Raw genomic sequence first — 23,322 nt, 5'->3', positions numbered from 1 at the left:
CGCTTCCACTCCGGCCAGAAGGGCCGCGGGGGGCGCGGGCAAGGAGGACGCTTCGGCGAATGCAGGTTCTGGCTCATCATAACCCCGGTGAAGGCCCTCTTCCGCAGGGCCTCTACGATCCGCGCAACGAGCACGATGCCTGCGGCGTCGGCATGGTCGCGCATATCAAGGGGCAGAAGAGCCACTCGATCGTAACACAAGCCCTTGAAATACTTGCCAATCTCGACCATCGCGGCGCGGTCGGTGCCGATCCGCTGCTGGGCGACGGCGCGGGTATCCTGCTGCAGATCCCGGACCCGCTGATCCGCAAATGGGCCGAAAAGAAAGGGCACGACCTGCCCGCACCGGGCGATTACGCGGTCGCCATGTGTTTCATGCCGCAGGTGAATGAAGCGCTTGATTTCGTCGAGAAGCAGCTCGAACGCTTCGTGGCCAAAGAAGGCCAGCGGGTCGTCGGCTGGCGCGACGTGCCGACCACGCTGGACGGGCTGGGCGATGCCGTTGTGGCGTCGATGCCGGTCATCCGCCAATGCGTGATAGCTCGCGGCCAGAACTGCCCCGACCAGGACGCTTTCGAGCGCAAGCTGGTGGTCATCCGCAAGCAGACGCTGAACCCGCTCGCCGCGCTGGAGGCCAAGCACGACATCCCCGGCCTGAGCCAGGCCTATATCCCGAGCTTCTCCAGCCGCACCGTGGTCTACAAGGGGCTGCTGCTGGCGAACCAGGTCGGCAGCTTCTACGACGATTTGCGCGATCCCGATTGCGTCAGCGCACTGGGCCTCGTCCACCAGCGTTTCAGCACCAACACCTTCCCCAGCTGGCGGCTGGCGCACCCCTATCGCTTCATGGCGCATAATGGCGAGATCAACACGGTTCGCGGAAACGTGAACTGGATGGAGGCCCGCCGCCGCACGATGGAAAGCGAGCTGCTGGGCGCGGATCTCGACAAGATGTGGCCGTTGATCCCGCACGGCCAGTCGGACACCGCCTGCCTCGACAATGCGCTCGAGCTGCTGGTGACCGGCGGTTACAGCTTGGCGCATTCGATGATGATGCTCATGCCCGAGGCATGGGCCAAAAACGAGCTGATGGATCCCGCGCGCCGCGCGTTCTACGAATACCACGCCGCGCTGATGGAGCCGTGGGACGGGCCCGCCGCAGTCTGCTTTACCGATGGCCGCCAGATCGGCGCCTGTCTCGACCGTAACGGCCTGCGCCCTGCACGCTGGTGCACGACCAAGGACGATCTCGTCGTCCTTGCCTCGGAAAGCGGCGTGCTGCCGTTCGCGGAGGAAGACATCACCCGCAAATGGCGTCTCCAGCCGGGCAAGATGCTGCTGATCGACCTCGAGGAAGGGCGCATCGTCACCGACGAGGAGCTGAAGACCGACCTCGCCGCTGCCGAGCCTTACGAGGCATGGCTCGAAAAGGCGCAGTACAAGCTCGCCGATCTCGATCATATCGAACCCGACCTGTCCGAAATTGCGAAGAGCGAAATCGCGCTGCTGAACCGCCAGCAGGCCTTCGGTTACACGCAGGAAGACATTCAGCGCTTCCTCGAACCGATGGCCGCGAATGGGGAAGACCCGATCGGATCGATGGGCACCGACACGCCCATCGCCGTGCTCTCCAAGCGCAGCCGCCTGCTCTACGATTATTTCAAGCAGAACTTCGCGCAGGTGACCAATCCGCCGATCGACCCGATCCGCGAAGAGCTGGTGATGAGCCTGCTGTCGATGATCGGCCCGCGCCCGAACCTGCTGGGCCGCGACGGGGGCACGCACAAGCGGCTGGAAGTTTCGCAGCCGATCCTCACCAACACCGATCTTGCCAAGATCCGTTCGGTCGAGGTGGCACTGGACGGCGCCTTCCGCACCGCGACCATCGACATCACCTGGGACGCAAGCACCGGGGCCGACGGGTTGGCCATGGCGCTGAAGGAAATGTGCTGGGCGGCGACCGAAGCAGTGCTGGGCGATGCCAATATCCTGATCCTGTCCGACCGCGGACAGGGGCCGGACAGGATCGCCATGCCCGCGCTGCTGGCCACGGCGGCGGTCCATCACCAGCTGGTGCGGCAGGGCCTGCGGATGCAGACCGGACTGGTCATCGAAACCGGCGAGGCGCGCGAAGTGCACCATTTCTGCGCGCTGGCGGGTTACGGCGCGGAAGGGATCAACCCCTATCTCGCCTTCGAGACGCTGGAGGATTTGCGCAGCCGCAAGCTGCCCGATCTCGATCCCGACGCGGTCCAGAAGAATTTCGTCAAGGCGGTCGGCAAGGGCATCCTCAAGGTCATGTCCAAGATGGGCATATCGACCTACCAGTCCTATTGCGGCGCGCAGATATTCGACGCGGTCGGCCTGTCGAGCGCCTTCGTCGACGCCTATTTTGCCGGCACTGCGACCACCATCGAAGGCATCGGCCTGAAGGAAGTGGCCGAGGAAACCGTTCGCCGCCACGCGCAGGCATTCGGTGACAGCCCGCTCTACAAGGGCATGCTCGATGTGGGCGGCATCTACCAGTACCGCATCCGCGGCGAGGACCATGCCTGGACGCCGCAGAATATCGCCAACCTCCAGCACGCAGTGCGGAGCAGCGATCCGACGAATTACGAGGAATTCGCAGCCTCGATCAACGAGCAGTCCGAACGCCTGCTGACCATTCGCGGGCTGATGGAACTGCAAAAGGCCGAGCGTCCGCTCGATCTCGACGAGGTCGAAACGGCTGCCGAAATCGTCAAGCGCTTCAGCACCGGTGCGATGAGCTTCGGTTCCATCAGCCACGAGGCGCATTCCACGCTCGCCATCGCGATGAACCGCATGGGCGGCCGTTCGAACACGGGCGAAGGCGGCGAGGAGCCCGAGCGTTTCCGCCCGCTGGAAAACGGCGATTCGATGCGCAGCCGGATCAAGCAGGTGGCCAGCGGGCGCTTCGGCGTGACGGCGGAATATCTCGTCAATTCGGACGATATCCAGATCAAGATGGCGCAGGGCGCGAAGCCCGGCGAAGGCGGCCAGTTGCCCGGCCACAAGGTCGACAAGCGGATCGGCAAGGTGCGCCATTCGACCCCGGGCGTGGGCCTGATCTCGCCCCCGCCGCACCACGACATTTATTCGATCGAGGATCTGGCGCAGCTGATCCACGACCTCAAGAACGTCCAGCCCGAGGCCCGCATTTCGGTGAAGCTGGTCAGCGAAGTGGGCGTGGGTACGGTCGCCGCAGGCGTGTCCAAGTCCAAGGCCGATCATATCACCATCTCGGGCTATGAAGGCGGCACGGGCGCGAGCCCGCTGACCAGCCTGACCCATGCCGGCAGCCCGTGGGAAATAGGCCTTGCCGAGACGCAGCAGACCTTGCTGCTCAACGACCTGCGCAGCCGCATCGCGGTGCAGGTCGACGGCGGGCTGCGCACCGGGCGCGACGTCGCCATTGGCGCCTTGCTGGGCGCCGACGAATTCGGATTTGCCACCGCCCCGCTGATCGCCGCGGGCTGCATCATGATGCGCAAATGCCACCTCAACACCTGCCCGGTCGGCGTGGCGACGCAGGACCCGGTGCTGCGCAAGCGCTTCACCGGCACGCCCGAACACGTGATAAATTACTTCTTCTTCGTGGCCGAGGAGCTGCGGGCAATCATGGCCGAAATGGGCTTCCGCACGGTGGAGGAAATGGTCGGCCGCGTGGACAAGATCGACATGCGCCGCGTGCGCCGCCACTGGAAGGCGCATGGCGTCGACTTGACGCGCATCCTGCATGCCGTGCCGGTCGAAGAGGGCCAGTCGCTCCATCACACCGAGACCCAGGACCACGGCCTTGCCGCGGCGATGGACGTCGAACTGATCGAGGCCTGCAAGCCCGCCATCGAAAGCGGGCAGGCGGTCCAGATAACCCGCACCATCCGCAATGTGAACCGCACGGTCGGCACCATGCTGTCGGGCCGGATTGCAGAGGCTTACGGCCATCACGGCCTGCCGCAGGACACGATCCGGATCGACCTGACCGGAGTTGCCGGACAAAGCTTCGGTGCATGGCTCGCCCACGGCGTGACAATGAGCCTGATCGGCGATGCCAACGACTATGTCGGCAAGGGCCTTTCGGGCGGGCGCATTGCGGTGAAGCCGCCGCAGGGCGCACCGCGCGAGCCGACCGAGAACATCATCGTCGGCAACACGGTGCTTTACGGCGCGATTGCGGGCGAAGCCTATTTCGCCGGGGTGGCGGGCGAACGTTTTGCCGTGCGCAATTCGGGCGCGGTCGCCGTGGTCGAAGGCACGGGCGACCATCCGTGCGAATACATGACCGGCGGCGTGGTCTGCGTGCTCGGCAAGACGGGCCGCAACTTCGGCGCAGGCATGAGCGGCGGTATCGCCTATGTCTATGATCCGGACGGCGCATTCACCCGCCTCGTCAACCATGCCCAGGTCGATGTGGCGGACGTGAAACCGGGCGACGGGGACGGCGCGGAGAAAAGCTGGGGCAAGCCGCAGCAGCGCGCCGTCAACGTCGACAATCCCGGCATGGGCGATCCGCTCTACCACGATGCCGAGCGGCTCAAGCTGCTGGTGGAACGCCACCTGCTCCACACCGGATCGGCGCGGGCGAAGGCGCTGCTGGACAACTGGACAAACGAACTGAAGAACTTCCGCAAGGTCATGCCGCGCGACTATGCGCGCGCGCTCAAGCTGCTCGAGGCCGAGCGTGAGGAAGCAGCGATGGAGGCTGCGGAATGAGGATCAACTTACCGTCATTCCCGCACAGGCGGGAATCCAGCTGCAACAGATGCGGCTCCGCCCTGGATCCCCGCCTTCGCGGGGATGAAGATTTTTGTTTGGGAGTTAGCTGATGGGCAAGGAAACCGGCTTTCTCGAATATGAGCGCGAGGAGCGCTCTTACGTTGCACCGGAAGAGCGGCTGAAGACCTACAAGGAATTCACCCTTCCGCAGGGCGACGACGTGCTGAAGAAGCAGGCCGCGCGCTGCATGAACTGCGGCATTCCCTACTGCCACAACGGCTGTCCGGTGAACAACATCATCCCGGACTGGAACCACCTGGTCTACGAAGACGACTGGAGGAACGCGCTCGAGGTCCTCCATTCGACCAACAATTTCCCCGAATTCACCGGCCGCATCTGCCCCGCCCCTTGCGAGGCGGCCTGCACGCTCAACATCGTCGATGCGCCGGTGACGATCAAAAGCATCGAATGCGCGATCATCGATCGCGGCTTCCGCGAAGGCTGGGTCAAGCCCGAAGTGCCGGAGAAGCAGACCGGCAAGTCGGTCGCGGTGATCGGCAGCGGCCCCGCCGGCCTTGCCGCCGCGCAGCAGCTGGCGCGCGCGGGCCATGCGGTGACCGTGTTCGAAAAGTCCGACCGGATCGGCGGGCTGCTGCGTTACGGCATTCCCGACTTCAAGATGGAAAAGCATCTCATCAACCGCCGCGCGGTGCAGATGGAAGCCGAGGGCGTGCAGTTCCGCACCTCCAGCGAAGTCGGCGTGGAAGTCAGCTTCACCGCGCTGCAGGAGAATTTCGATGCCATCGTGCTGGCGGGCGGCGCGGAGGAGGCGCGCATGCTCGACATTCCGGGCGCGGAGCTTCCCGGCGTGCGCTTTGCGATGGAATTCCTGACCCAGCAGAACAAGCGCAATGCGGGCGACGACGAAGTGCGCGCCGCCCCGCGCGGTTCACTCACTGCGACCGGCAAGCACGTGATCGTGATCGGCGGCGGTGACACCGGCAGCGACTGCGTGGGCACCAGCAACCGGCAGGGCGCGGCCAGCGTCACCCAGCTGGAAATCATGCCCAAGCCACCTGAAAAGGAAGATAAGGCGCTGACCTGGCCCGACTGGCCGCTGAAGCTGCGCACCTCCTCCAGCCACGAGGAAGGCGTGGACCGCGACTGGGCCGTGCTGACCAAGCGCGTGGTCGAAGACGGCGGCGCTGTCGCCGGGCTGGAATGCGTGAAGGTGGAGTGGAAGGACGGCCGCATGGTCGACGTCGAGGGGAGCGAGTTCACGCTCAAGGCCGATCTCATCCTCCTCGCCATGGGCTTCACCGGCCCCAAGCGCCGCGGGCTGCTCGACCGGGCAGGCGTGGAGCTGGACACCCGCGGCAATGTGAAGGCCGACACCAGCCGCTATGCCACCAGCGAACCGCATGTCTACGCCTGCGGCGACATGCGGCGCGGGCAGAGCCTGGTGGTCTGGGCCATCCGCGAGGGCCGTCAGTGCGCCCGCGCGGTAGACGAAGCGCTGATGGGCGTCAGCGAACTGCCGAGGTAGGGCGGCGCCCGGTCAGTCGAGCGCGACGATGACCTGATCGCCTTCGCGCGCAGGCCCGCAGGCCTCCGCAGGAAGCGGCTCGAACCGCTCGTCGGTCAGCGCGAGGTCGGACAGGCCGTCGAGCTTGAAATAGCCCAGGCTCGGCTCCTCGTCGACGCGGCGGTTCTTCTTCGGGTTCACCGCCCCCAGGTAGAGCGCATCATTGCGCAGGACGATCTGGTGCGGCGCAAGCGTCAGCTCGGCGGCATTATAGATCGCGCGGATCATCAGCCGCTCGCTCATCGCCTGCCCGACGACGGCCTGGGCGGTCTCGAAGGAATTTTCATGCTGCATTGCAACAAAAATGCCGATCCGGCGGTCAAATGCAACTGGAAACGTTCACAGTCATATTTACCGAGCAGAATCGGGACCTTCCCGGAAGGCAAAGTCAGCGGTCGCCGGCGAATATCGCTTCGTAGAGACGGAGCTGGAGGGCTGCAGGCAGGCGTTCGTTGAGATGATTCTCGTCGCGCATGACAAGCTTCCCGTCGATCACCACGCGGCATTTCCGCTCGTCGCAGAAGGCCCCGTGGGTCCCGAGCGTGGGAAGACCGGCAGATAGTACGGCATTCCAGCTGTCGCTCTTCCTGCTCGCCACGCCTTCGAGCGGAATGCCCTTTGCGATGGGATAGGCACAATCCTCGAACATCAGGTCCGAATTCTGCCGCAGGTAACAGGAGACCGGCTCGAAATGATAGCTCGGCACCTCTTGGACGAACTTGAATCGATCGTCGGACAGGCGCGTCACGCCTTCGATCAGTTCGGCTGTCCGCTCCTTCTCGTAGATCTCATGCCGGTAGGCGAGATAGACCCGGTCGGCGGCGAGCGCATCGGCGGCTTCGGACAGCCGCTGCAGTTTGGTCGCGCCGTCCTCCACCGGCATCGCGAACTGCAAGACCCGCGTCTCGGGCTCGCCCCGTTCCATGAGGGTCAAGAAGTGCCGCGAATGCGAATCGCCCGCGAAGATCACAGTCCTGCTAAACGGTCCGCCGCGTCCGCAGCGGGTTTGGAAGGTCAGTCCGGCCGCTTCGAGGCTGCACGCGGTCGTCCCGTCATCGCGCATGTTCTCCAGCGCGGAATAGGCGCTCATTTCGGGCGGAACGCGCGAAGAGAACCCGCTGGTCGCCGCCCCTGCCGCTCCGATAGCGAGCACCAGCGCGCTCCCGCCGATCAGGAATGCCGGTCGGCGGAACGCACGGCGTCGCTCGATGAGGTAGTAGGACAGCACCGAAGCGACCAGCGTGGCCGCAGTGAGGACCAGCATCTCCGAGACGTTGAGACGGAAATTGCGCAGATACACCTTCTCGAAAACGATCAGCGGCCAATGCCACAGATAGACGGAGTAGCTGATGTCCCCGAGCCATACGGCCGGCCGGCGAACCAGAGCGGGCAGCGGAACAGTCTGCCGAAGCATGAGGATCGGGAGACCAGCGGCGGCAATCGCAAAGACCGAAAGCGACGGATAACGGCTAGCTGCGAGATTGCCGCCCCAAACCAAGGCCAGGAGCGCCAGCGCCGCGCCGCAAATGGTTGCGGCAGCGGCTCCGCCCACCTGCCAGCCCCGCGCACTGACGTAGAACGCGACGAAAAACAGGAAGATGCGCGGGAAGGGATTGAAGTAATTCACCCCCTCCCCTTCGACCGCGAGAAATCCGAGGAAGATCGCTGCGGACAGCAGGGCGAGCGCCAGGGCCGTGCGCGCGATCCGGTCACGATTCTTCTGGAGAAGCAGGACGATGGACACGGCCACGTAGCACATGAATTCGTTGCCGAGCGACCAGGTGTGAAGCAGCGCCTGGCTTTCGGTGTTCTGGTCGAAATATCCGGCGTTGAAATAGAAATAGAGATTGCTGGCGGAGAAGATCGCGGAAATCGCCGACCAAGAGAGGCCATCGTATTCCAGCGGGATCAGAAAGAGGTAGCCCACCGCAAAGGTAAACAGACAGACCACGATCAGCGCCGGGTAGATCCGTTCGATCCGCGCCACGATGAAGGAACGCGCGTCGTATTTGGGCAAGATGACTGGCATCAAAAAGCCGGAGATCAGAAAAAACAGGTCGACGCCGAGATAGCCGAAAGAGAACGCCGAGACTTCGAGATGGAAGAGCAGGACGAGCACCACCGCGACAGCCCGCAGCAGCTGGATGTTTTCGTTATAGCCTGCTCGACCGGTCATGCGTCCCCTCGATCTGGGCGCCCCCTATCCACACAAGTCACTTTGCTCAAACAGAAACTCGCCTTGTCCAGCAGCGGCTGGCCGGAGCGTTGCAACTCACAAGAACCAGTCGATTGCGCCGCGACCTCGGGAATCGAGGAAATCATTGGTCCGGCTGAAAGGCTTCGATCCGAAGAAGCCGCGGTGGGCCGACAGCGGGCTGGGATGCGGGCTTTCGATGACGAGATGCGGCCCGCTGCGAAGGTTCGATATGCGCTTCGCTTTCGCCTGCGCGTGGTTGCCCCAGAGGATGAAGACCGAGGGAACAGACCGATCCGCGACCGCTTCGATGCAGGCGTCGGTTACCGCGTCCCAGCCGCGCCCCGCATGGCTGCCCGCCTGCCCCGCCTCGACGGTCAGCGTGTTGTTGAGCAGCAGCACGCCCTGCCTCGCCCAGTTCGACAGATCGCCATGTTTGGGGCGGGCGATACCGCAATCGGTTTCCAGTTCCTTGTAGATGTTCGCCAGGCTCGGCGGCGGACGCACACCTTGCGGGACGGAAAAGCTGAGGCCCATCGCCTGACCCGGGCCGTGGTAAGGATCCTGCCCGAGGATCACGACCTTCACCCTGTCGAGCGGGGTCAGGTCGAGCGCCATCAGCCGGCAGCCGCGCGGCGGGTAGACGGTCTTTCCCGCCGCTTCCTCTGCGCGCAGCCAGCCGCCCAGCCGGCGCGCTTCTTCGGCCTCCAGCACGGGGTCCAGAACCGGCTTCCAGCTTTCGGGGACGCTTTCACGCATCATCCCATCCTGCCCGCGCACGGCGCGGCGGGCCAGTCCGCCCTTTCCTACAATCCCCAATCCATCTAAGGCGCAGGGCATGGCAGTTCATTTCCACGAAGAAGACCTTCCCGCAGGCTTACTCGCCGATGGCCCGGTGGCCGTCGATACCGAGACCATGGGCCTCGTCACCATCCGCGACCGGCTGTGCCTGTTGCAGATCAGCGACGGCAACGGCGACGAACACCTCGTCCGCTTCGGTCCCGATAGCGATTACGACGCGCCCAATCTCAAGGCGGTCCTCGCCGATCCGGAGCGGCTGAAGCTGTTCCATTTTGCCCGCTTCGACCTTGCGGCGATCGAATATTACCTCGGCGTCACTGCGGCGCCCTGCTATTGCACCAAGATCGCCAGCAAGCTGATCCGTACCTACACCGATCGGCACGGCCTCAAGAACCTGGTCGAGGAACTGCTCGGCGAAAACATGTCCAAGGTCCAGCAAAGCTCCGACTGGGGCGGCCCCGAACTGAACGAGGCGCAGCGCGACTATGCGGCCTCCGACGTGCGCTATCTCCACCGCATGAAGGAAGAACTCGACCGCCGGCTCGAACGCGAAGGCCGGATGGAACTGGCGCAGGCCTGCTTCGATTTCCTTCCCGCCCGGGCGCATCTCGATATTCTCGGTTGGCAGGATCACGATATCTTCAGCCACGCGTCAGCCTGAGGGGAGCAGGTAAGCCGTGATGGCATTTCGCAAGCGCAGGATCGAAACGCAGGAGGCGCAGCAGCTACGCTCGCGCCGCCAGCATTTTGCTGCGCCCGGCGGAAGCCACGACCGGCTGGTGCGCTTCCTCGTCCGAGCGCTTCCGATGGGCGTCGGCGTACTGGCCGCAATGATGATCATCACGCCGCTTTCCCCGCGCGGGGAGATCAGCTTCCTGCTCGACCGCAACGAAGTGGCTGTCATCCAGGAACGGCTGCGCGTCGACAATGCGCTCTACCGCGGACAGGACGCCAGGGGGCGCCCCTTCTCGTTGACCGCAGACGAAGCTGTCCAGAGATCGAGCGTCGAGGGAATCGTCCGGATGGACGAAATAATCGCCCGCATGTTGATGACCGAAGGGCCGGCGCGGGTCGTGGCACCTGGCGGCCAGTACGATATCAATAAAGAAGTGATCGCCGTGGACGGGACCATGCGCATGCAGGCCGCCGACGGTTACCGCATGCGCGCCAGCGGTGTCTCGCTCGACCTCAACAACAAAACGCTTGAGGGCGCAGGCGGTGTCGAGGGAGCGATTCCCGCGGGCACTTTCAGCGCCAACAGGCTCGATGCCGATCTGGCCGAACGCCGGATAACCCTTTCGGGAAATGCGCGGCTGCGCATGGAGCCCGGAAAACTGAGGATGCCCTGATGAAGAGCCATTTTCCCACCATGGCCAAGAGCGCGGCCGCAGGCTTCGCGCTGACGCTGGCGGCGCTTGCCGGAATGCAGCTGTCCGCGCAGGCCATCGCAGGGCACAATTCCAACGCCCCTGTATCCTACGCCGCCGACCGGATCGAATTGCAGGACCGGCAGAACCGCGTGGTCCTTTCGGGCAACGTCCAGATCACGCAGGCGGGACTGAACCTCAACGCTGCGCGTACCATTGTGAACTATTCCGACACGGGCAGCCTCAGCATTCAGCGCATCATGGCGACCGGCGGAGTCAACGTCACCCGCGGCAACGAACGCGCGCGAGGCGATACGGCGGTCTATGATTTCAATCGCCGGATCATCACTATGGCCGGCAACGTGCGGCTCAATCGCGGCGGCGATACGCTCAATGGCGGGCGGCTCGTGATCGATCTGGCCAGCGGCGTCACCAGCGTCGACGGGCAGGCGAGCGGTTCTTCGGGCGTTACCGGAACGGGATCGACGTCGTCGAACGGCCGCGTCACCGGCACCTTCTCCGTCCCGGAAAACTAGGCTGGCTTAACGCCGCCCCGCCCCGGCGACGCGGGCAATGCCGGTGAGGCCCTGGGCCAGCAGCAATTCGGAAGACTGGCTGTTCGTCAGCAATTCGCGGTGCAATTCGGTCAGCCGCAGGGTCAGCCGGTCGAGCTTGGGACCGCGCCAGCGCTGCACCTGCTCTGCGATGTCGCGCTCTTCCTTCCAGAAGATGCCGAGCCGCGCTTTTTCGCCCTTGTCGAGATCCTGATAGCGGCGATTGCCCAGCGCTGCCGAGATGCGGGCAAGCTGGGCCGCCCGCCGTTCCACCGCCAGCAAAGTACCGACCGGGTTGAGCCCGATCTGTTTCATCCGCGCGATTTCGGTCGCCACCTTGGGGCCCTGCCCCGCCATTACCGCATTGACCAGCGAGGCGAAGCCTTCCTCCTCGCTCGCCGCGCCGATGGCATCGAGGTGTTCCATATTCGCGGGCCTCGGCGATTGCGGGCTGGCGTCGAGATAGGTCGCCAGCTTTGTAACCTCGCTCTGTGCCAGCCGCACGTCCAGATTGGCGCCGCGCGCGATCCGTTCCGCCACCGCACCATCGAGTTTGACGCCCGCCGCATCGCCCATGCTCCGCACCGTCTGGGTGACCGAGCGCAGGTCCGGCGGATAGAACATCGCGACGAGCGCATCCTTGCGCTTTTCCAGCAGCTTGGCTGTGCGCGACTTGTCGGTGGCCGAAGTAGCGACAATGATTACCGGGCAGGCCTCGCCCGCGCCCATGTCGCCGGTTTCTACGAGCGTCTTGAGCGCTTCATGTGCCTCGTCACCCGCCACGCGGCACCAGATGTGGCGGCTATCGCCAAAGAGCGAGTTGGAGCGGGCTTCGTCACCGAGTTTCGCGGGATCCGAGCGAAGTTCGGCGCCGGAGATCTCGATCCTCTCGCCGGGCTCGGGGAGCATCGCGACAAGCTCGTTCGCAGCAGCGCTTGCCCCGGCCTCGTCCTGTCCGCAGAAGAAGAATATCGTGCAGCTTTCCGCTGCATTCCCGGCCTTGGCGGCAAAGTCGCGGCTGGTGAGCTTCACCGGTCCCGAAGCGTCAGCGCGACGCGGGTGACGATACGGTCGGCGATTTCACGCGACAGGTTTTCGAGCGCGGTATTTTCCGCGGCGATGGTCGCATATTCGCTGGATACGACATCGATTCCGGCATCTGCGCCCTCGGTCGCGTCGAGCAGGATTTCGCCGGTCGCAGCATCCACGAGCTGGTAGCGTGCACGCAAGGTGCGTCGTTCGCGGCTGACGGTATCGTCGGCCAGCACGGCAAGTCCTTCGAGGCTATCGTCCAGGCGCACGTCGAGCCGGTAGCGGAAGTCGGATACGCCTGCTGCGCCCAGCTTGTCGCTCAGGGCATTGCGGACCAGCCAGCCCGCCTTGCCCTGGATCGGCGGAACGTCGACCGCCGCAAGGCCTTGCGCGACTGCGCCGCTGCCGCCCCCCGCATACATGGGGGACAGCGAACAGGCAGGCAGTGCCAGCGCGACGGAAAGGGCGAGGAATATCCGCATTAGGTGACGATATTCACCAATCTGTCCGGCACGACAATGACCTTGCGGATTTCTGCACCGTCGATCGAACGCTGGACGTTCTCGGAGGCGAGAGCCATCGATTCGAGATCCTCCTTCGAGGCTCCCTTGGGTGCGGTGAGCGTATCGCGCAGCTTGCCCTTGTGCTGGACGGCGATGGTGACCTCGTCCTCGACCAGCAGTGCCGGATCGACTGCGGGCCATGCGGCATCTGCGACCAATCCGGTCTCGCCGAGCCTGGCCCAGGCTTCCTCTGCAAGGTGCGGCATCATCGGCGCGGCCAGCTGGACAAGCGTCCGGATGGCATGGCTGCGGCTGGCGGATGGTGCGGCCTTTTCGACCGCACCGGTCAGTTCGTAAATCCGCGCGACCGCCTTGTTGAAGCCGAGCGCCTCGATATCCTCGGCCACGGCGGCAATGGTCTGGTGGGTCCTGCGCGCCAGTGCCTTGTCCTCACCCTGCGCGCCGGCGTCATAGGCCGCGAACAGGCGCCACAATCGGTGAACAAAGCGGCTGCAGCCTTCAATTCCTGCTTCCGACCAAGGCAAATCGCGCTCGGGCGGGCTGTCGGACAGCATGAACCAGCGCACTGCATCGGCACCATAAGTGTCGATGATGGTGTCGGGGTCGACAACGTTCTTCTTCGATTTCGACATCTTGATGACGCGGCCGATCTCGACCTCGCCGCCATCGGCGCTCAGCAAGGCACGGTTTGCCTCGCGGCTGATCTCGTCGGGCGCGTAATAGACGGTCTTCCCGCCTTCCTTGCGGCTATAAGTCTCGTGCGTCACCATGCCCTGCGTAAACAGCGAGGCGAAGGGCTCGGTCACCTCGATCTGCCCCATATGCGCCAACGCGCGGGTCCAGAAGCGGGCGTAGAGCAGGTGCAGGATCGCGTGTTCGATGCCGCCGATATACTGCTCGACCGGCAGCCACTTGGCGATTTCGTCCTTGTCGAAGGGCTTGTCCGCAGGCTGGCTGGCGAAGCGCAGGAAGTACCACGAGCTGTCGACGAAGGTGTCGAGCGTATCGGTTTCGCGCTCTGCTCTGCCGCCGCATTTCGGACAGTCGACATGCTTCCATGTCGGGTGGCGCAGCAGCGGGTTGCCGGGCGTCTTGAAATCGACGTCCTCGGGGAGCGTGATCGGCAGGCTGTCCTTGGAGGCAGGCACGACGCCGCAGCTCTCGCAATGGATGAAGGGGATCGGCGTGCCCCAGTAACGCTGGCGCGAAACGCCCCAGTCGCGCAGGCGCCAGACTGTCTTGCCCTGGCCCCGGCCCTGTTGCTCGATCCGCTTGATGATCTCGCGCTTAGCATCCTCGACGTCCATGCCGTCGAGGAAGTCGGAATTGACGATCACGCCTTCGCCCGCCTCGGCCTCGCCTTCGAAAGGCTTGCCCGCCTCACCTATGCTGGCAGCGACAACGCGTGGTATGGGCAGGCCGTATTTCGTCGCGAATTCGAAGTCGCGCTGGTCGTGACCCGGCACCGCCATGATCGCGCCGGTGCCATAATCCATGAGCACGAAATTCGCGATGAAGACCGGCAGATCGGCCCCGGTGAAGGGGTGTTTCGCGGTCAGGCCGGTGTCGAAGCCGAGCTTCTCGGCGGTTTCAAGTTCGGCAGCGGTGGTGCCGCCTTTCTTGCACAGGGCGATGAAGTCGCGCGCGGCATCGCTGTCCAGCGACTGCGCCACCGGATGATCCGCCGCCACCGCGACGAAGCTCGCGCCGAAAATCGTGTCGGGGCGCGTGGTGTAGACCGGCAGTTTCTCGCCATTGGAAAGGTCGAAGCTGAACTCCAGCCCCTTGGACTTGCCGATCCAGTTTTCCTGCATCAGCCGGACCTTGTCGGGCCAGTTCTCGAGATTGCCCAAACCTTCGAGCAGTTCTTCCGCGAAGTCGGTGATCTTGAGGAACCACTGGTTGAGCTTGCGCTTCTCGACCTCTGCGCCGCTGCGCCAGCCCTTGCCGTCGATCACCTGTTCGTTGGCGAGCACAGTCATGTCGACCGGGTCCCAGTTGACCTCGCTTTCCTTGCGATAGACGAGACCCGCTTCGTAAAGGTCGATGAAGAGTGCCTGCTCGTGGCCGTAATAGTCGGGCTCGCAGGTCGCCAGTTCGCGGCTCCAGTCGAGCGCGAAGCCGAGGCGTTTGAGCTGCGCCTTCATGTGTTCGATATTGGCGCGAGTCCAGCCGCCGGGATGGACGCCCTTTTCCATCGCCGCATTTTCCGCCGGCATGCCGAAGGCGTCCCAGCCCATCGGGTGGAGGACTTCGTACCCGGTCGCCTTCTTGTAGCGCGCCAGCACATCGCCCATCGTGTAATTGCGCACGTGGCCGATGTGGATGCGCCCCGACGGATAGGGGAACATCTCGAGCACGTAGCTCTTGGGCTTTGCGGAATTGCTGTCGGCGCGGAAGGTCTGTGCCTGGTCCCAGGCAGCCTGCCAGCGTGCGTCGGCCTGCGCCGGATCGAAACGGGTATCACTCATGTGGACGCCTGTAAGGATTTCAGGCGCGAATGGAACCCGCTAGCTTAGCCTGCAATCGCCTGGCGGCGCAGTTCGCGTGCCTTGGTCAGGATGATGTCTTCCAGCTTCTGGACCGTGGCGGCCTGAACCGGCGCATCGACCCAGCTTCCGGCCTGGTTGACCTGCCGGCTGGCAGCGACGCGCAGCGCATCGGCACGAAGGTCGGTATCGAGGATCGAAATGGTCATCTTGACCCGCTCGCCCGGATTGCTCGGATTGGCGTACCAGTCGGTAACGATCACGCCGCCAGCCGAATCCGCCTGCAGCAGCGGCGCGAAGCTAACCGCTTCGAGCGACGCGCGCCAGAGATAGGAATTCACGCCGATCGTCGAAACTTCAGCCGCAGCAAGATCTGCCTGCGGACGGTCGTTGCTCGAGCATGCCGCGAGGCCGATGCTGGCCACGCCGAGGATGGCGATGGCGGCGGGGCGGCGGAAGCTACGGTGTGCGGTCATGAACGGTCCTCGGATCGGGTAGTAACGTTGCGGCTCTATAAAGACTGCGCGGATGGGAGCAAGCATTGGCTTTCCCTCCATCCTTCAGGTCTGGTATAGACGCCCTTCGTGCGTGAACGCGTCCTTAATCGAGGGCCGCCCTGTGTGACTCGCGCAACACCCTTGTGCCGTATTGAACCGGTCCTGTGGAAAAGCTGGCCAAGGCCGGGGCGAAGCCTTACATTACTGATGTTTCCGGAGTCGTTCGGGAACGGTTAAGCGGAAAGCGCCTTATGATGGTGACCTCCGCGAGCTTGGGGAAATAGAGGCGTTCGATGGCTATTGCGAAGAACAGCAGGAGTAAGGGACGGTTTGCGCCGGCCATGCTTGCTGTCGCAGGCCTTGCGCTGGTTGTCCCGGCCGCAGGATTTGCCGTCACATCTTCGGAAAGCCTGCCCGCTTCCAATTCGATCGAGTTTCTGCCTTTCACTCCAGCCGGAGCGGATCCGGAACTGGCACAGAAAGTGGCTCGGATCATCGGGGAAGACGCCCTTCGTTTCACCCCGGCCAGCAAACCGGCACCGCAACGTGATCGCACAATCAATTTCGCCGTCCGCGTGAACGAGGCAGCAGTCCGTACCCTTTCGGGTCAGGGCGGCTTGGAATCGTTCACCCGCGGCGGGTCCGAGCAGGCTGGATTGCCCGTTGCGCCCACCCGGTACAATCTGGGCATCGCGCGCGGTTACCAGAGCTTCGCCCAGCCGACGCGGAGCGTTTCCGCTGCTGCCGTCGCCGAAGGTCTGAAAGACATTTCGATGCCCGACCTGTCCAAGTTCGACGGACGGGATGACGAGAACGAGGACAGCCGCTTCCAGTCGCGCATTGCACTTCAGCAGGAAGGCCGTACCGGCAGCGCGCCGCGCACCCTCGAAGGGGCCGGCACTCAGCGTGTCGACGTCGGCGGTTCCTATCGTCTGAGCCGCAATCTCGACGTTACTGCCGGGGTTCGCCTTTCGCAGGATCGCGACCGGCTTGGTCCCCTGACCGATGGCATGGAAGACGAGAAGGCGGTTTACGTAGGTACGCAAATCCGCTTCTGATTCGCCCTTTCGCGCAAACTCTTCTGACGTAATATGATTGAATGACCCGGCCCCGTGGCGGTTTGTCTTTACGCTACTGCATTTGCGTGCGTAGAACCGGCCTTAACGCTACGGAACTGCTGGGAGAGAATTCATGGGACGTGTTGCCATCGTGACCGGGGGCACGCGCGGAATCGGCCGCGCCATCTGCGAAAGGCTGCGCGATGAGCGCGATTGCACGGTCGTGGCCAATTACGCAGGCAATGACGAAGCGGCGAAGAAATTCACCGACGAAACCGGCCTGCCCACCGTAAAATTCGACGTGGGCGATTTCGATGCCGTGCAGGATGGTTGCCGGCAGGTCGAGGAAGCGCATGGCCCGATCGAGATCGTGGTCAACAACGCCGGGATCACGCGCGACGGCACGCTCCTGAAAATGAGTTACGAGGACTGGGACGCAGTCATGCGCACCAACCTTGGTGGCTGCTTCAACATGGCCAAGGCGACTTTCGCCGGAATGAAAGAACGCGGCTGGGGCCGGATCGTCAACATCGGCTCGATCAACGGTCAGGCGGGCCAGTATGGCCAGGTCAACTATGCCGCTGCAAAGAGCGGCATCCACGGCTTCACCAAGGCCCTTGCTCAGGAAGGGGCGCGTTTCGGCATCACCGTTAACGCCATTGCGCCAGGCTATATCGACACCGAAATGGTGGCAGCCGTCCCCGAGCCGGTGCTGGAAAAGATTATTGCCAAGATACCCGTAGGCCGCCTTGGTAAAGCCAGCGAGATTGCGCGCGGGGTCAGCTTTCTCGTATCGGACCATGGCGAATTCGTCACCGGTTCGACCATGAGCATCAATGGCGGTCAGCACATGTATTGATACCGCACGAGCGGTACCACATACGTCTCTATTCAGTAACGTGAGACCAACTCTACGCTCTATTCGGGCCCTCGCGGATCAACCCGCCATTTCCCGGCTTTCGCCTGACGACACCACTGGGTCGCCGATGAAGTCACCTGCCGCCCCTGCTCGAATTGCGAGTAGCTAACCTGACGGCATTCACGGGGACCGTAAGATACGATCTCGCTTACGAGGACATAGCCGCGCTTCCCATCTTCCTGCCACAGTTGAGCCTTGCCGCTGCGCAAAGCACGAGCGGTTTCCCGGTCGACCGAGCCAACGGGCGGGCCAAGGAAAGTCGGAGCGGGGTTTTCGCGAGGTGGCGGCGGGAAATTGAAGGTCTGCTCGCCGCTTTCAGGCGTCGCCTCAATCGTTGGCAGTTCTTCGACTCGCCTTTGCGCGGCAACCTTTGACTCCGATGGGTCCGCTTCCGGGCTCTCCGTCGGTTCAGGTCGGGCCTCTCCCCAGAAAAACGGTGAGTCGTCCTCCTCTACGGGCCCTTCGGGATCGAGACGGACGAATTCGTCATTCTGCTGGATTTCATCGGAGAACAGGTAGAACGCGAGTGCCGCAGTGGCCAATGCGGCGCCGCCGAAGAACAGCAGCAGCCATCCGCCCAGCCGTTCGCGACGTTCCATTTCGGCCAGCTCTGCAGCTGTGTAGCTTGTGGGTCGCGGGGGCAAAACGTCGGATGGCAAAGCCTGCTTCGGCCCGCCATTGCCCTTTTCACCCCTGCCGTCATCTTCGGTCACGTCCAACCGCGCAATCTGTCGATCCTGAGGAACACACTATCGACGAGCGCATGTTTTACCGCAAGAGTGTTCACGAAAGAAGGACGGAATGACGACTCCCTATCACCCACCCAGAAAATACTCTGTCCGGATCGAGGGCCATCGGACCTCGATCAGCCTCGAGCCGATCTTTTGGGATTTGCTCCGCGCGGCTGCCGCGCGGAGCAATATTGCCGTGAATACGCTGGTCGCCGCTATCGATGCGGAGCGAATTCGCAGCGAAACACCCCCGGGACTTGCGGGCGCCATCCGCATCTGGCTGGTAACCCACGAACTGGTTTCCAGACACGATTAGGGCGGCGAAATCCCTTCCGCCGCCCTGATTACCGGACCTGAAATGGTCAGTATTTCGCGGTCGCATCGCTTGCCGGATAGGTTTCGTCCAGCGCTTCGTCGGTCGAACTCATCCGGTCGTGCGATGCGGTAGATTCCGATCCAGCGTTGCGGAAATTGCCCGCTGGCTCATCGCCAGCGAAAGCCACGCCATTCCTGTCGACGTGGTTCTTTTCGTAATAGCGGTAACCTGCATAACCGAGGGCACCGAGTGCTGCGAGCTTGAGGATCATGATAGCTTCCCTTTCGAGTAAATGACTTACACCGACCAACGTTCGGTGGGCGTGAAAGGTCCGCCTCAAATGGTCAGTCGTCGCCCACCCGTTCGATATCCGCGCCGACAAGCTGCAGCTTCTCTTCCAGCCGCTCGTAACCGCGATCAAGATGGTACAGGCGGCGCACCGTCGTCTCCCCCCTGGCAGCCAGTCCGGCAATGACAAGGCTCATCGAAGCGCGCAGATCGGTCGCCATCACCTCGGCACCGGTAAGCTCCACCGGTCCGCGCACGATTGCAGTGCGGCCGGTCGTCTCGATCTCGGCACCCATGCGCGCCAATTCGGGCACGTGCATGAAGCGATTCTCGAAGATTGTTTCCTTGAGCACGCTAGTGCCCTCGGCCTTGCACAGCAGGCTCATCAGCTGGGCCTGCATATCGGTAGCAAGGCCCGGGAAAGGTGCGGTGGTGAGATTGTGCGCCTTGAGCTTGCCTTTGGCCGCGACATTGATGCCGCGCTTATCGGTTTCGACTTCGACCCCGATGTTGCGCAAGGCATGGATGGTCGACCCCATGTCATGCTCGTCCGCCCCTTCGAGCCGCACTTCGCCGCCGGTGATTGCAGCGGCGCAGGCATAGGATCCGGCCTCGATCCGGTCGGGCATCACCCGGTAGGTTGCGCCGTGCAGGCTCTTCACGCCATGGATCGTGACCTCGGAAGATCCGATACCCTCGATCTCCGCCCCCATCGCGGTGAGAAGGTTGCACAAGTCGACGATCTCGGGCTCGCGCGCAGCATTTATGAGCTTGCTCGTCCCGTTACACAGGACAGCGGCCATCAATGCATTTTCCGTCGCGCCGACCGACACGACCGGGAAATCGAATTCGCCGCCCGGCAGGCCGCCATCGGGCGCGATCGCCTTAACATAGCCCTGCGCAAGTTCGATATGGGCGCCGAATGCCTCGAGCGCTTTCAGGTGGAGGTCGATCGGACGATTGCCGATTGCGCAGCCGCCAGGAAGCGAAACCGTCGCCTCACCGGTGCGGGCCAGCAGGGGACCGAGAACGAGGATCGAGGCACGCATCTTGCGCACGAGATCGTAGGGCGCGACCGAGCTTGTGATGCGGGTCGCTGCCAGGGTAACATTGCTGCCGAATTCCTCTGGGCGCTTGCCGGGGATCGTGTGGCTCACCCCGAATTGCGTCATCAGGTGCTGGAAACCGTCGATGTCGGCGAGACGCGGCAGATTGCGCAGCGTCACTGCCTCTTCGGTCAGCAGGGCGCATGGGATGAGCGTGAGGGCCGCGTTCTTCGCGCCCGAGATAGGGATGGTGCCGGAAAGCCGGTTTCCGCCGCGTACGATGAGTTTGTCCATGGGCCCCTGCCTTTAATCTTCGCGGGCCTCGTGGCAAGCGTCATGCGCCTGTCACTGCACCCGTCCATTGCACCCCTCAACCGACCAGAGATTGACCTGTTCCAACTCCGGACCTAACTCGCATTGCCATGAACCAGCATAAGCCAATCAAAAAAGCCGTTTTTCCTGTTGCGGGACTCGGCACGCGCTTCCTTCCGGCCACCAAGGCGATACCGAAGGAACTGCTCCCCATCGTGGACCGCCCCTTGATCCAGTATGCCGTGGACGAAGCGCGCGAAGCAGGCATCGAACAGATCATCTTCGTCACCGGACGCGGCAAGACAGCGATCGTGGAACATTTCGACGTGGCATACGAACTCGAGGCCACGATGAAAGAGCGCGGCAAGGACATGAGCGTCCTCGATCCCACGCGGGCGACACCCGGGGACATTATTACGGTCCGCCAGCAGGTGCCACTGGGGCTGGGCCACGCAATCTGGTGCGCCCGCGCGATCGTGGGCGACGAACCTTTCGCCATCCTCCTGCCCGACGAGCTGATGGTGGGCGAACCGGGCTGCATGAAGCAGATGGTCGACGCCTATAATGAAGTGGGCGGGAACCTCGTCTCGGTCCTCGAGGTGCCGCAGGAGGACGTGTCCAGCTACGGGGTCATTGCCCCGGGTGCGAGCATTTCGGATACACTGACCGAAGTCACCGGGCTGGTCGAGAAACCACCGGTCGCCGAAGCCCCGTCCAACAAGATCATTTCCGGGCGCTACATCCTTCAGCCAGAAGTCATGCGCACCCTAGAGAACCAGGGCAAGGGAGCAGGCGGCGAAATCCAGTTGACCGATGCGATGGCGCGGATGATCGGGAACCAGCCGTTCCATGCCGTGACATTCGCTGGCAACCGTTACGACTGCGGCAGCAAGACCGGTTTCGTCGAGGCGACGCTCGCCCTTGCACTACAGCGGGAGGACATGGGCGAGGAGGTTCGCGCGATAGCCGAGAGGCTGCTGGCGCAATAGAGAGTCTCATCGCGCCAAGGCATACAAAAAGGGTCGGCTCGCCATGAACGCGAACCGGCCCTTTTTTGCGCCAGACTTTATCTGATCAGACGGTTCCGCAAGCCGCACCTTCTGCGGTGCAGGTCTCGTCACGCGTTGCCTTGAATTCGTCGCCTTCTTTCCAGTTCGGCCAGCTGGTGCTCATGCCCAGCATCCGGCCAAGGCGGTAGAACAGCTGCAGGTCAGCCATCACGCCCGACCAGTCCCAGTCCGGATCGTATTCGTCCTTTGGCCCGTGATACCGGTTGTCGCGATAATCCTTGGCGATCGCAGCGCCGGCTTCGATCCCGCCTTCGACGAGGTCCTCGCCGCCATCGACATAGAGCATCGGCACGCCGCGCTTGGCAAAGGCGAAGTGGTCGGAACGGTAGTAATACCCCGCTTCCGGATTGGGGTTGGGCGTGGAAACGCGCCCATCCGCCTCCAGCGCCGCCTCGAGGAACTGGTCGAGCTGCGACTTGCCCGGTCCCACCACGGTTACATCCTTGCTCGGACCGGCGATCAGGAAGGCATCCATATTGATCCCCCCAACCGTCTGCTCGAGCGGGAAGACCGGGTTGGCGGCATAGTAGTCTGCGCCGAGCAAGCCGGATTCCTCTGCCGTCACCGCAAGGAAAACGAGGCTGCGAGCCGTGGGCCCGGTCTTCGCCTGCGCCTCGGCCAGGGCTACCAGTGCGGCCGTGCCTGTCGCATTGTCGACCGCGCCATTGCAGATGTCGTCACCGTCCGGAGCTGGCGTACAGCGACCGAGATGGTCCCAGTGCGCCGTATGCATGACGTATTCCTCTGGTCGCTCGGTGCCCGGAAGAATGCCGATCACGTTCTGCGATTCGAAGGTGCGGATATCGTTCGAGAAACTGGTCGAGGCGGTCAGGCCCAGCGGCACCGGTTTGAAGTCCTTCTTCTTCGCCGCTGCTGCCAGTTTGCTGAAATCCTCGCCCGCAGCTTCGAAGATCTGCTGCGCGACTTCATTCTGTACCCAGCCGTTCATCGTCGTCAGCGGCGGCGCATTCTCGCCGCGCTGGGCATAGGCCTGCGGGCCCGACCAGCTGCTTTCGACCACGTTCCAGCCATAGGAAGCGGGTTCCGTATCGTGGATGATGATCGCGCCAGCTGCACCTTGGCGCGCCGCCTCTTCGTATTTGTAGGTCCACCGACCGTAATAGGTCATCGCCTTGCCGCCGAAGGGGCCTTCAAGCGATTGCGTGCCGAAATCGGGATCGTTGACGAGGATAACGGCCGTCTTGCCGGTCATGTCGACGCCTTCGTAGTCGTTCCAGTCCTTCTCGGGCGCGTTGATGCCATACCCGACGAATACGAGTTCGCTATCCTCCAGCGCAGTTTCGGCTTCCTCGCGATAGGACACACCTACCCACTCGTTGCCATATTCGAATTCCATCGGCTCGCCATCATCGCCGGAAATGGTCAGCGGGGCGAAGTCCTTGCCGGTGATTTCGACCAGCGGCACCTTCTGGGTCCAGCTGCCGTTGTTGCCCGGCTCGAGCCCGACCCTCTCGAACTGTTCGATCAGGTATGCGACGGTCTTCTCCTCGCCTGCCGTACCCGGCATGCGGCCTTCGAATTCGTCGGAGGAGAGACGTTCGGTTATCGTCTTCATCGTCTCTTCGGAGATTTCGCCGCTGGCGATATCGGGGATGTCGAGGCCTGTGGCGGAACCCGCCTCGTCCTCGATCGAAGCGTTGCAGGCGGCAAGCAGCAGCGCCGATGCTGCAACCAGTGTCGTGCGGATCATTGGGGGGCAACCTCTCGTTTGCGTTATCCGTGGCGTGCTTGTTGCACTGCTCCGCCCGGTGACGCAAGCTTGCGCCGTGCGACGTGCTTCGG

Annotated in this window: 20 protein-coding genes; 9 read left to right on the top strand and 11 right to left on the bottom strand. The window is 63.3% G+C overall.

Annotated features, from left to right (window positions below; all coding sequences use genetic code 11):
- Positions 1-59: 59 nt before the first annotated feature.
- Positions 60-4,733 (top strand): glutamate synthase large subunit, encoded by a 4,674-nt coding sequence (gene gltB, locus GRI69_RS12045; protein ID WP_160728525.1) that lies wholly within the window; start codon positions 60-62, stop codon positions 4,731-4,733.
- Positions 4,734-4,845: 112 nt separating this feature from the next.
- On the top strand, positions 4,846-6,282 hold the full coding sequence (locus GRI69_RS12040) for a glutamate synthase subunit beta (protein ID WP_160728524.1): 1,437 nt from the start codon (positions 4,846-4,848) through the stop codon (positions 6,280-6,282).
- Positions 6,283-6,294: 12 nt separating this feature from the next.
- Here GRI69_RS12040 and GRI69_RS12035 read toward each other — a convergent pair whose 3' ends face one another.
- The 3 genes from GRI69_RS12035 to ung form a co-directional block, all read right to left on the bottom strand.
- The gene (locus GRI69_RS12035) at positions 6,295-6,615 is read right to left on the bottom strand and encodes a WYL domain-containing protein (RefSeq protein ID WP_160728523.1); all 321 of its coding nucleotides are present in this window, start codon (positions 6,613-6,615) and stop codon (positions 6,295-6,297) included.
- A gap of 94 nt (positions 6,616-6,709) precedes the next feature.
- Positions 6,710-8,497: an acyltransferase family protein gene (locus GRI69_RS12030; RefSeq protein ID WP_160728522.1), complete on the bottom strand. Its 1,788-nt coding sequence runs from the start codon at positions 8,495-8,497 to the stop codon at positions 6,710-6,712.
- Between the two features lie 96 nt (positions 8,498-8,593).
- Positions 8,594-9,274 (bottom strand): uracil-DNA glycosylase, encoded by a 681-nt coding sequence (gene ung, locus GRI69_RS12025; protein WP_160728586.1) that lies wholly within the window; start codon positions 9,272-9,274, stop codon positions 8,594-8,596.
- 79 nt (positions 9,275-9,353) lie between these two features.
- On the opposite strand from ung, the gene GRI69_RS12020 reads away from it, so the two are divergent.
- The 3 genes from GRI69_RS12020 to GRI69_RS12010 are packed head-to-tail and all read left to right on the top strand — an operon-like array spanning position 9,354 to position 11,219.
- Complete coding sequence (locus GRI69_RS12020) at positions 9,354-9,977, top strand: ribonuclease D (protein ID WP_160728521.1); 624 nt, start codon at positions 9,354-9,356, stop codon at positions 9,975-9,977.
- 19 nt (positions 9,978-9,996) lie between these two features.
- Positions 9,997-10,665 (top strand): LPS export ABC transporter periplasmic protein LptC, encoded by a 669-nt coding sequence (gene lptC, locus GRI69_RS12015; RefSeq protein WP_160728520.1) that lies wholly within the window; start codon positions 9,997-9,999, stop codon positions 10,663-10,665.
- Positions 10,665-11,219, top strand: a complete 555-nt coding sequence (locus tag GRI69_RS12010; protein WP_160728519.1) for an LptA/OstA family protein — start codon at positions 10,665-10,667, stop codon at positions 11,217-11,219. Before lptC ends, GRI69_RS12010 begins: the two co-directional genes overlap by 1 nt.
- 6 nt (positions 11,220-11,225) lie before the next feature.
- Here the strand turns inward: GRI69_RS12010 and holA are convergent, their stop codons facing one another.
- Genes holA through GRI69_RS11990 form a run of 4 tightly spaced genes read right to left on the bottom strand, consistent with a single transcriptional unit; the run spans position 11,226 to position 15,758 of the window.
- Positions 11,226-12,269, bottom strand: a complete 1,044-nt coding sequence (gene holA, locus GRI69_RS12005; protein ID WP_160728518.1) for a DNA polymerase III subunit delta — start codon at positions 12,267-12,269, stop codon at positions 11,226-11,228.
- Positions 12,266-12,751 (bottom strand): LPS assembly lipoprotein LptE, encoded by a 486-nt coding sequence (gene lptE / locus GRI69_RS12000; protein WP_160728517.1) that lies wholly within the window; start codon positions 12,749-12,751, stop codon positions 12,266-12,268. The genes holA and lptE overlap by 4 nt, the downstream gene beginning before the upstream one ends.
- Entirely contained in the window at positions 12,751-15,264 is a 2,514-nt protein-coding gene (gene leuS, locus GRI69_RS11995) for a leucine--tRNA ligase (protein WP_160728516.1), read from the bottom strand. Before leuS ends, lptE begins: the two co-directional genes overlap by 1 nt.
- A gap of 44 nt (positions 15,265-15,308) precedes the next feature.
- Complete coding sequence (locus GRI69_RS11990) at positions 15,309-15,758, bottom strand: DUF3576 domain-containing protein (protein WP_160728515.1); 450 nt, start codon at positions 15,756-15,758, stop codon at positions 15,309-15,311.
- A gap of 314 nt (positions 15,759-16,072) precedes the next feature.
- Here GRI69_RS11990 and GRI69_RS11985 point away from each other — a divergent pair, with 314 nt between their 5' ends.
- Positions 16,073-16,837 (top strand): hypothetical protein, encoded by a 765-nt coding sequence (locus GRI69_RS11985; RefSeq protein ID WP_160728514.1) that lies wholly within the window; start codon positions 16,073-16,075, stop codon positions 16,835-16,837.
- Positions 16,838-16,970: 133 nt separating this feature from the next.
- Complete coding sequence (phbB, locus tag GRI69_RS11980) at positions 16,971-17,696, top strand: acetoacetyl-CoA reductase (RefSeq protein WP_160728513.1); 726 nt, start codon at positions 16,971-16,973, stop codon at positions 17,694-17,696.
- 59 nt (positions 17,697-17,755) lie between these two features.
- Here phbB and GRI69_RS11975 read toward each other — a convergent pair whose 3' ends face one another.
- Positions 17,756-18,469, bottom strand: coding sequence for a hypothetical protein (locus tag GRI69_RS11975; protein WP_160728512.1), 714 nt, complete (start codon positions 18,467-18,469; stop codon positions 17,756-17,758).
- Between the two features lie 88 nt (positions 18,470-18,557).
- On the opposite strand from GRI69_RS11975, the gene GRI69_RS11970 reads away from it, so the two are divergent.
- Positions 18,558-18,803: a ribbon-helix-helix domain-containing protein gene (locus tag GRI69_RS11970; RefSeq protein WP_160728511.1), complete on the top strand. Its 246-nt coding sequence runs from the start codon at positions 18,558-18,560 to the stop codon at positions 18,801-18,803.
- Positions 18,804-18,849: 46 nt separating this feature from the next.
- On the opposite strand, the gene GRI69_RS11965 is transcribed toward GRI69_RS11970, so the two are convergent.
- Together GRI69_RS11965 and murA are read right to left on the bottom strand one after the other, a co-directional pair.
- Positions 18,850-19,074, bottom strand: a complete 225-nt coding sequence (locus GRI69_RS11965; RefSeq protein ID WP_202392000.1) for a hypothetical protein — start codon at positions 19,072-19,074, stop codon at positions 18,850-18,852.
- A gap of 73 nt (positions 19,075-19,147) precedes the next feature.
- Positions 19,148-20,431: a UDP-N-acetylglucosamine 1-carboxyvinyltransferase gene (murA, locus tag GRI69_RS11960; protein WP_160728510.1), complete on the bottom strand. Its 1,284-nt coding sequence runs from the start codon at positions 20,429-20,431 to the stop codon at positions 19,148-19,150.
- A 128-nt stretch (positions 20,432-20,559) separates the two neighbouring features.
- On the opposite strand from murA, the gene galU reads away from it, so the two are divergent.
- Positions 20,560-21,438, top strand: a complete 879-nt coding sequence (gene galU / locus GRI69_RS11955; RefSeq protein WP_160728509.1) for a UTP--glucose-1-phosphate uridylyltransferase GalU — start codon at positions 20,560-20,562, stop codon at positions 21,436-21,438.
- An 85-nt stretch (positions 21,439-21,523) separates the two neighbouring features.
- Here galU and GRI69_RS11950 read toward each other — a convergent pair whose 3' ends face one another.
- Complete coding sequence (locus tag GRI69_RS11950) at positions 21,524-23,230, bottom strand: M28 family metallopeptidase (RefSeq protein ID WP_202391999.1); 1,707 nt, start codon at positions 23,228-23,230, stop codon at positions 21,524-21,526.
- Positions 23,231-23,322: the final 92 nt, after the last annotated feature.

The sequence above is a fragment of the Qipengyuania vulgaris genome, assembly GCF_009827325.1.
Classification (GTDB): domain Bacteria; phylum Pseudomonadota; class Alphaproteobacteria; order Sphingomonadales; family Sphingomonadaceae; genus Qipengyuania; species Qipengyuania vulgaris.
The sequence above is the reverse complement of the archived record's forward strand: the minus strand, read 5'-3'. Positions and strand labels throughout refer to the sequence as shown.

What these genes read in the sequence shown, in the direction of transcription:
- phbB (WP_160728513.1), top strand. Translation starts at nt 16,971, where the DNA reads ATGGGACGTGTTGCCATCGTGACCGGGGGCACGCGCGGAATCGGCCGC.
- lptC (WP_160728520.1), top strand. Translation starts at nt 9,997, where the DNA reads ATGGCATTTCGCAAGCGCAGGATCGAAACGCAGGAGGCGCAGCAGCTA.
- GRI69_RS12030 (WP_160728522.1), bottom strand. Translation starts at nt 8,497, where the DNA reads ATGACCGGTCGAGCAGGCTATAACGAAAACATCCAGCTGCTGCGGGCT.
- GRI69_RS11970 (WP_160728511.1), top strand. Translation starts at nt 18,558, where the DNA reads ATGACGACTCCCTATCACCCACCCAGAAAATACTCTGTCCGGATCGAG.
- leuS (WP_160728516.1), bottom strand. Translation starts at nt 15,264, where the DNA reads ATGAGTGATACCCGTTTCGATCCGGCGCAGGCCGACGCACGCTGGCAG.
- gltB (WP_160728525.1), top strand. Translation starts at nt 60, where the DNA reads ATGCAGGTTCTGGCTCATCATAACCCCGGTGAAGGCCCTCTTCCGCAG.
- galU (WP_160728509.1), top strand. Translation starts at nt 20,560, where the DNA reads ATGAACCAGCATAAGCCAATCAAAAAAGCCGTTTTTCCTGTTGCGGGA.
- GRI69_RS11990 (WP_160728515.1), bottom strand. Translation starts at nt 15,758, where the DNA reads ATGACCGCACACCGTAGCTTCCGCCGCCCCGCCGCCATCGCCATCCTC.
- lptE (WP_160728517.1), bottom strand. Translation starts at nt 12,751, where the DNA reads ATGCGGATATTCCTCGCCCTTTCCGTCGCGCTGGCACTGCCTGCCTGT.
- GRI69_RS12020 (WP_160728521.1), top strand. Translation starts at nt 9,354, where the DNA reads ATGGCAGTTCATTTCCACGAAGAAGACCTTCCCGCAGGCTTACTCGCC.
- GRI69_RS11985 (WP_160728514.1), top strand. Translation starts at nt 16,073, where the DNA reads ATGGCTATTGCGAAGAACAGCAGGAGTAAGGGACGGTTTGCGCCGGCC.
- GRI69_RS12035 (WP_160728523.1), bottom strand. Translation starts at nt 6,615, where the DNA reads ATGCAGCATGAAAATTCCTTCGAGACCGCCCAGGCCGTCGTCGGGCAG.
- GRI69_RS12010 (WP_160728519.1), top strand. Translation starts at nt 10,665, where the DNA reads ATGAAGAGCCATTTTCCCACCATGGCCAAGAGCGCGGCCGCAGGCTTC.
- GRI69_RS11950 (WP_202391999.1), bottom strand. Translation starts at nt 23,230, where the DNA reads ATGATCCGCACGACACTGGTTGCAGCATCGGCGCTGCTGCTTGCCGCC.
- GRI69_RS11965 (WP_202392000.1), bottom strand. Translation starts at nt 19,074, where the DNA reads ATGATCCTCAAGCTCGCAGCACTCGGTGCCCTCGGTTATGCAGGTTAC.
- murA (WP_160728510.1), bottom strand. Translation starts at nt 20,431, where the DNA reads ATGGACAAACTCATCGTACGCGGCGGAAACCGGCTTTCCGGCACCATC.
- ung (WP_160728586.1), bottom strand. Translation starts at nt 9,274, where the DNA reads ATGCGTGAAAGCGTCCCCGAAAGCTGGAAGCCGGTTCTGGACCCCGTG.
- GRI69_RS12040 (WP_160728524.1), top strand. Translation starts at nt 4,846, where the DNA reads ATGGGCAAGGAAACCGGCTTTCTCGAATATGAGCGCGAGGAGCGCTCT.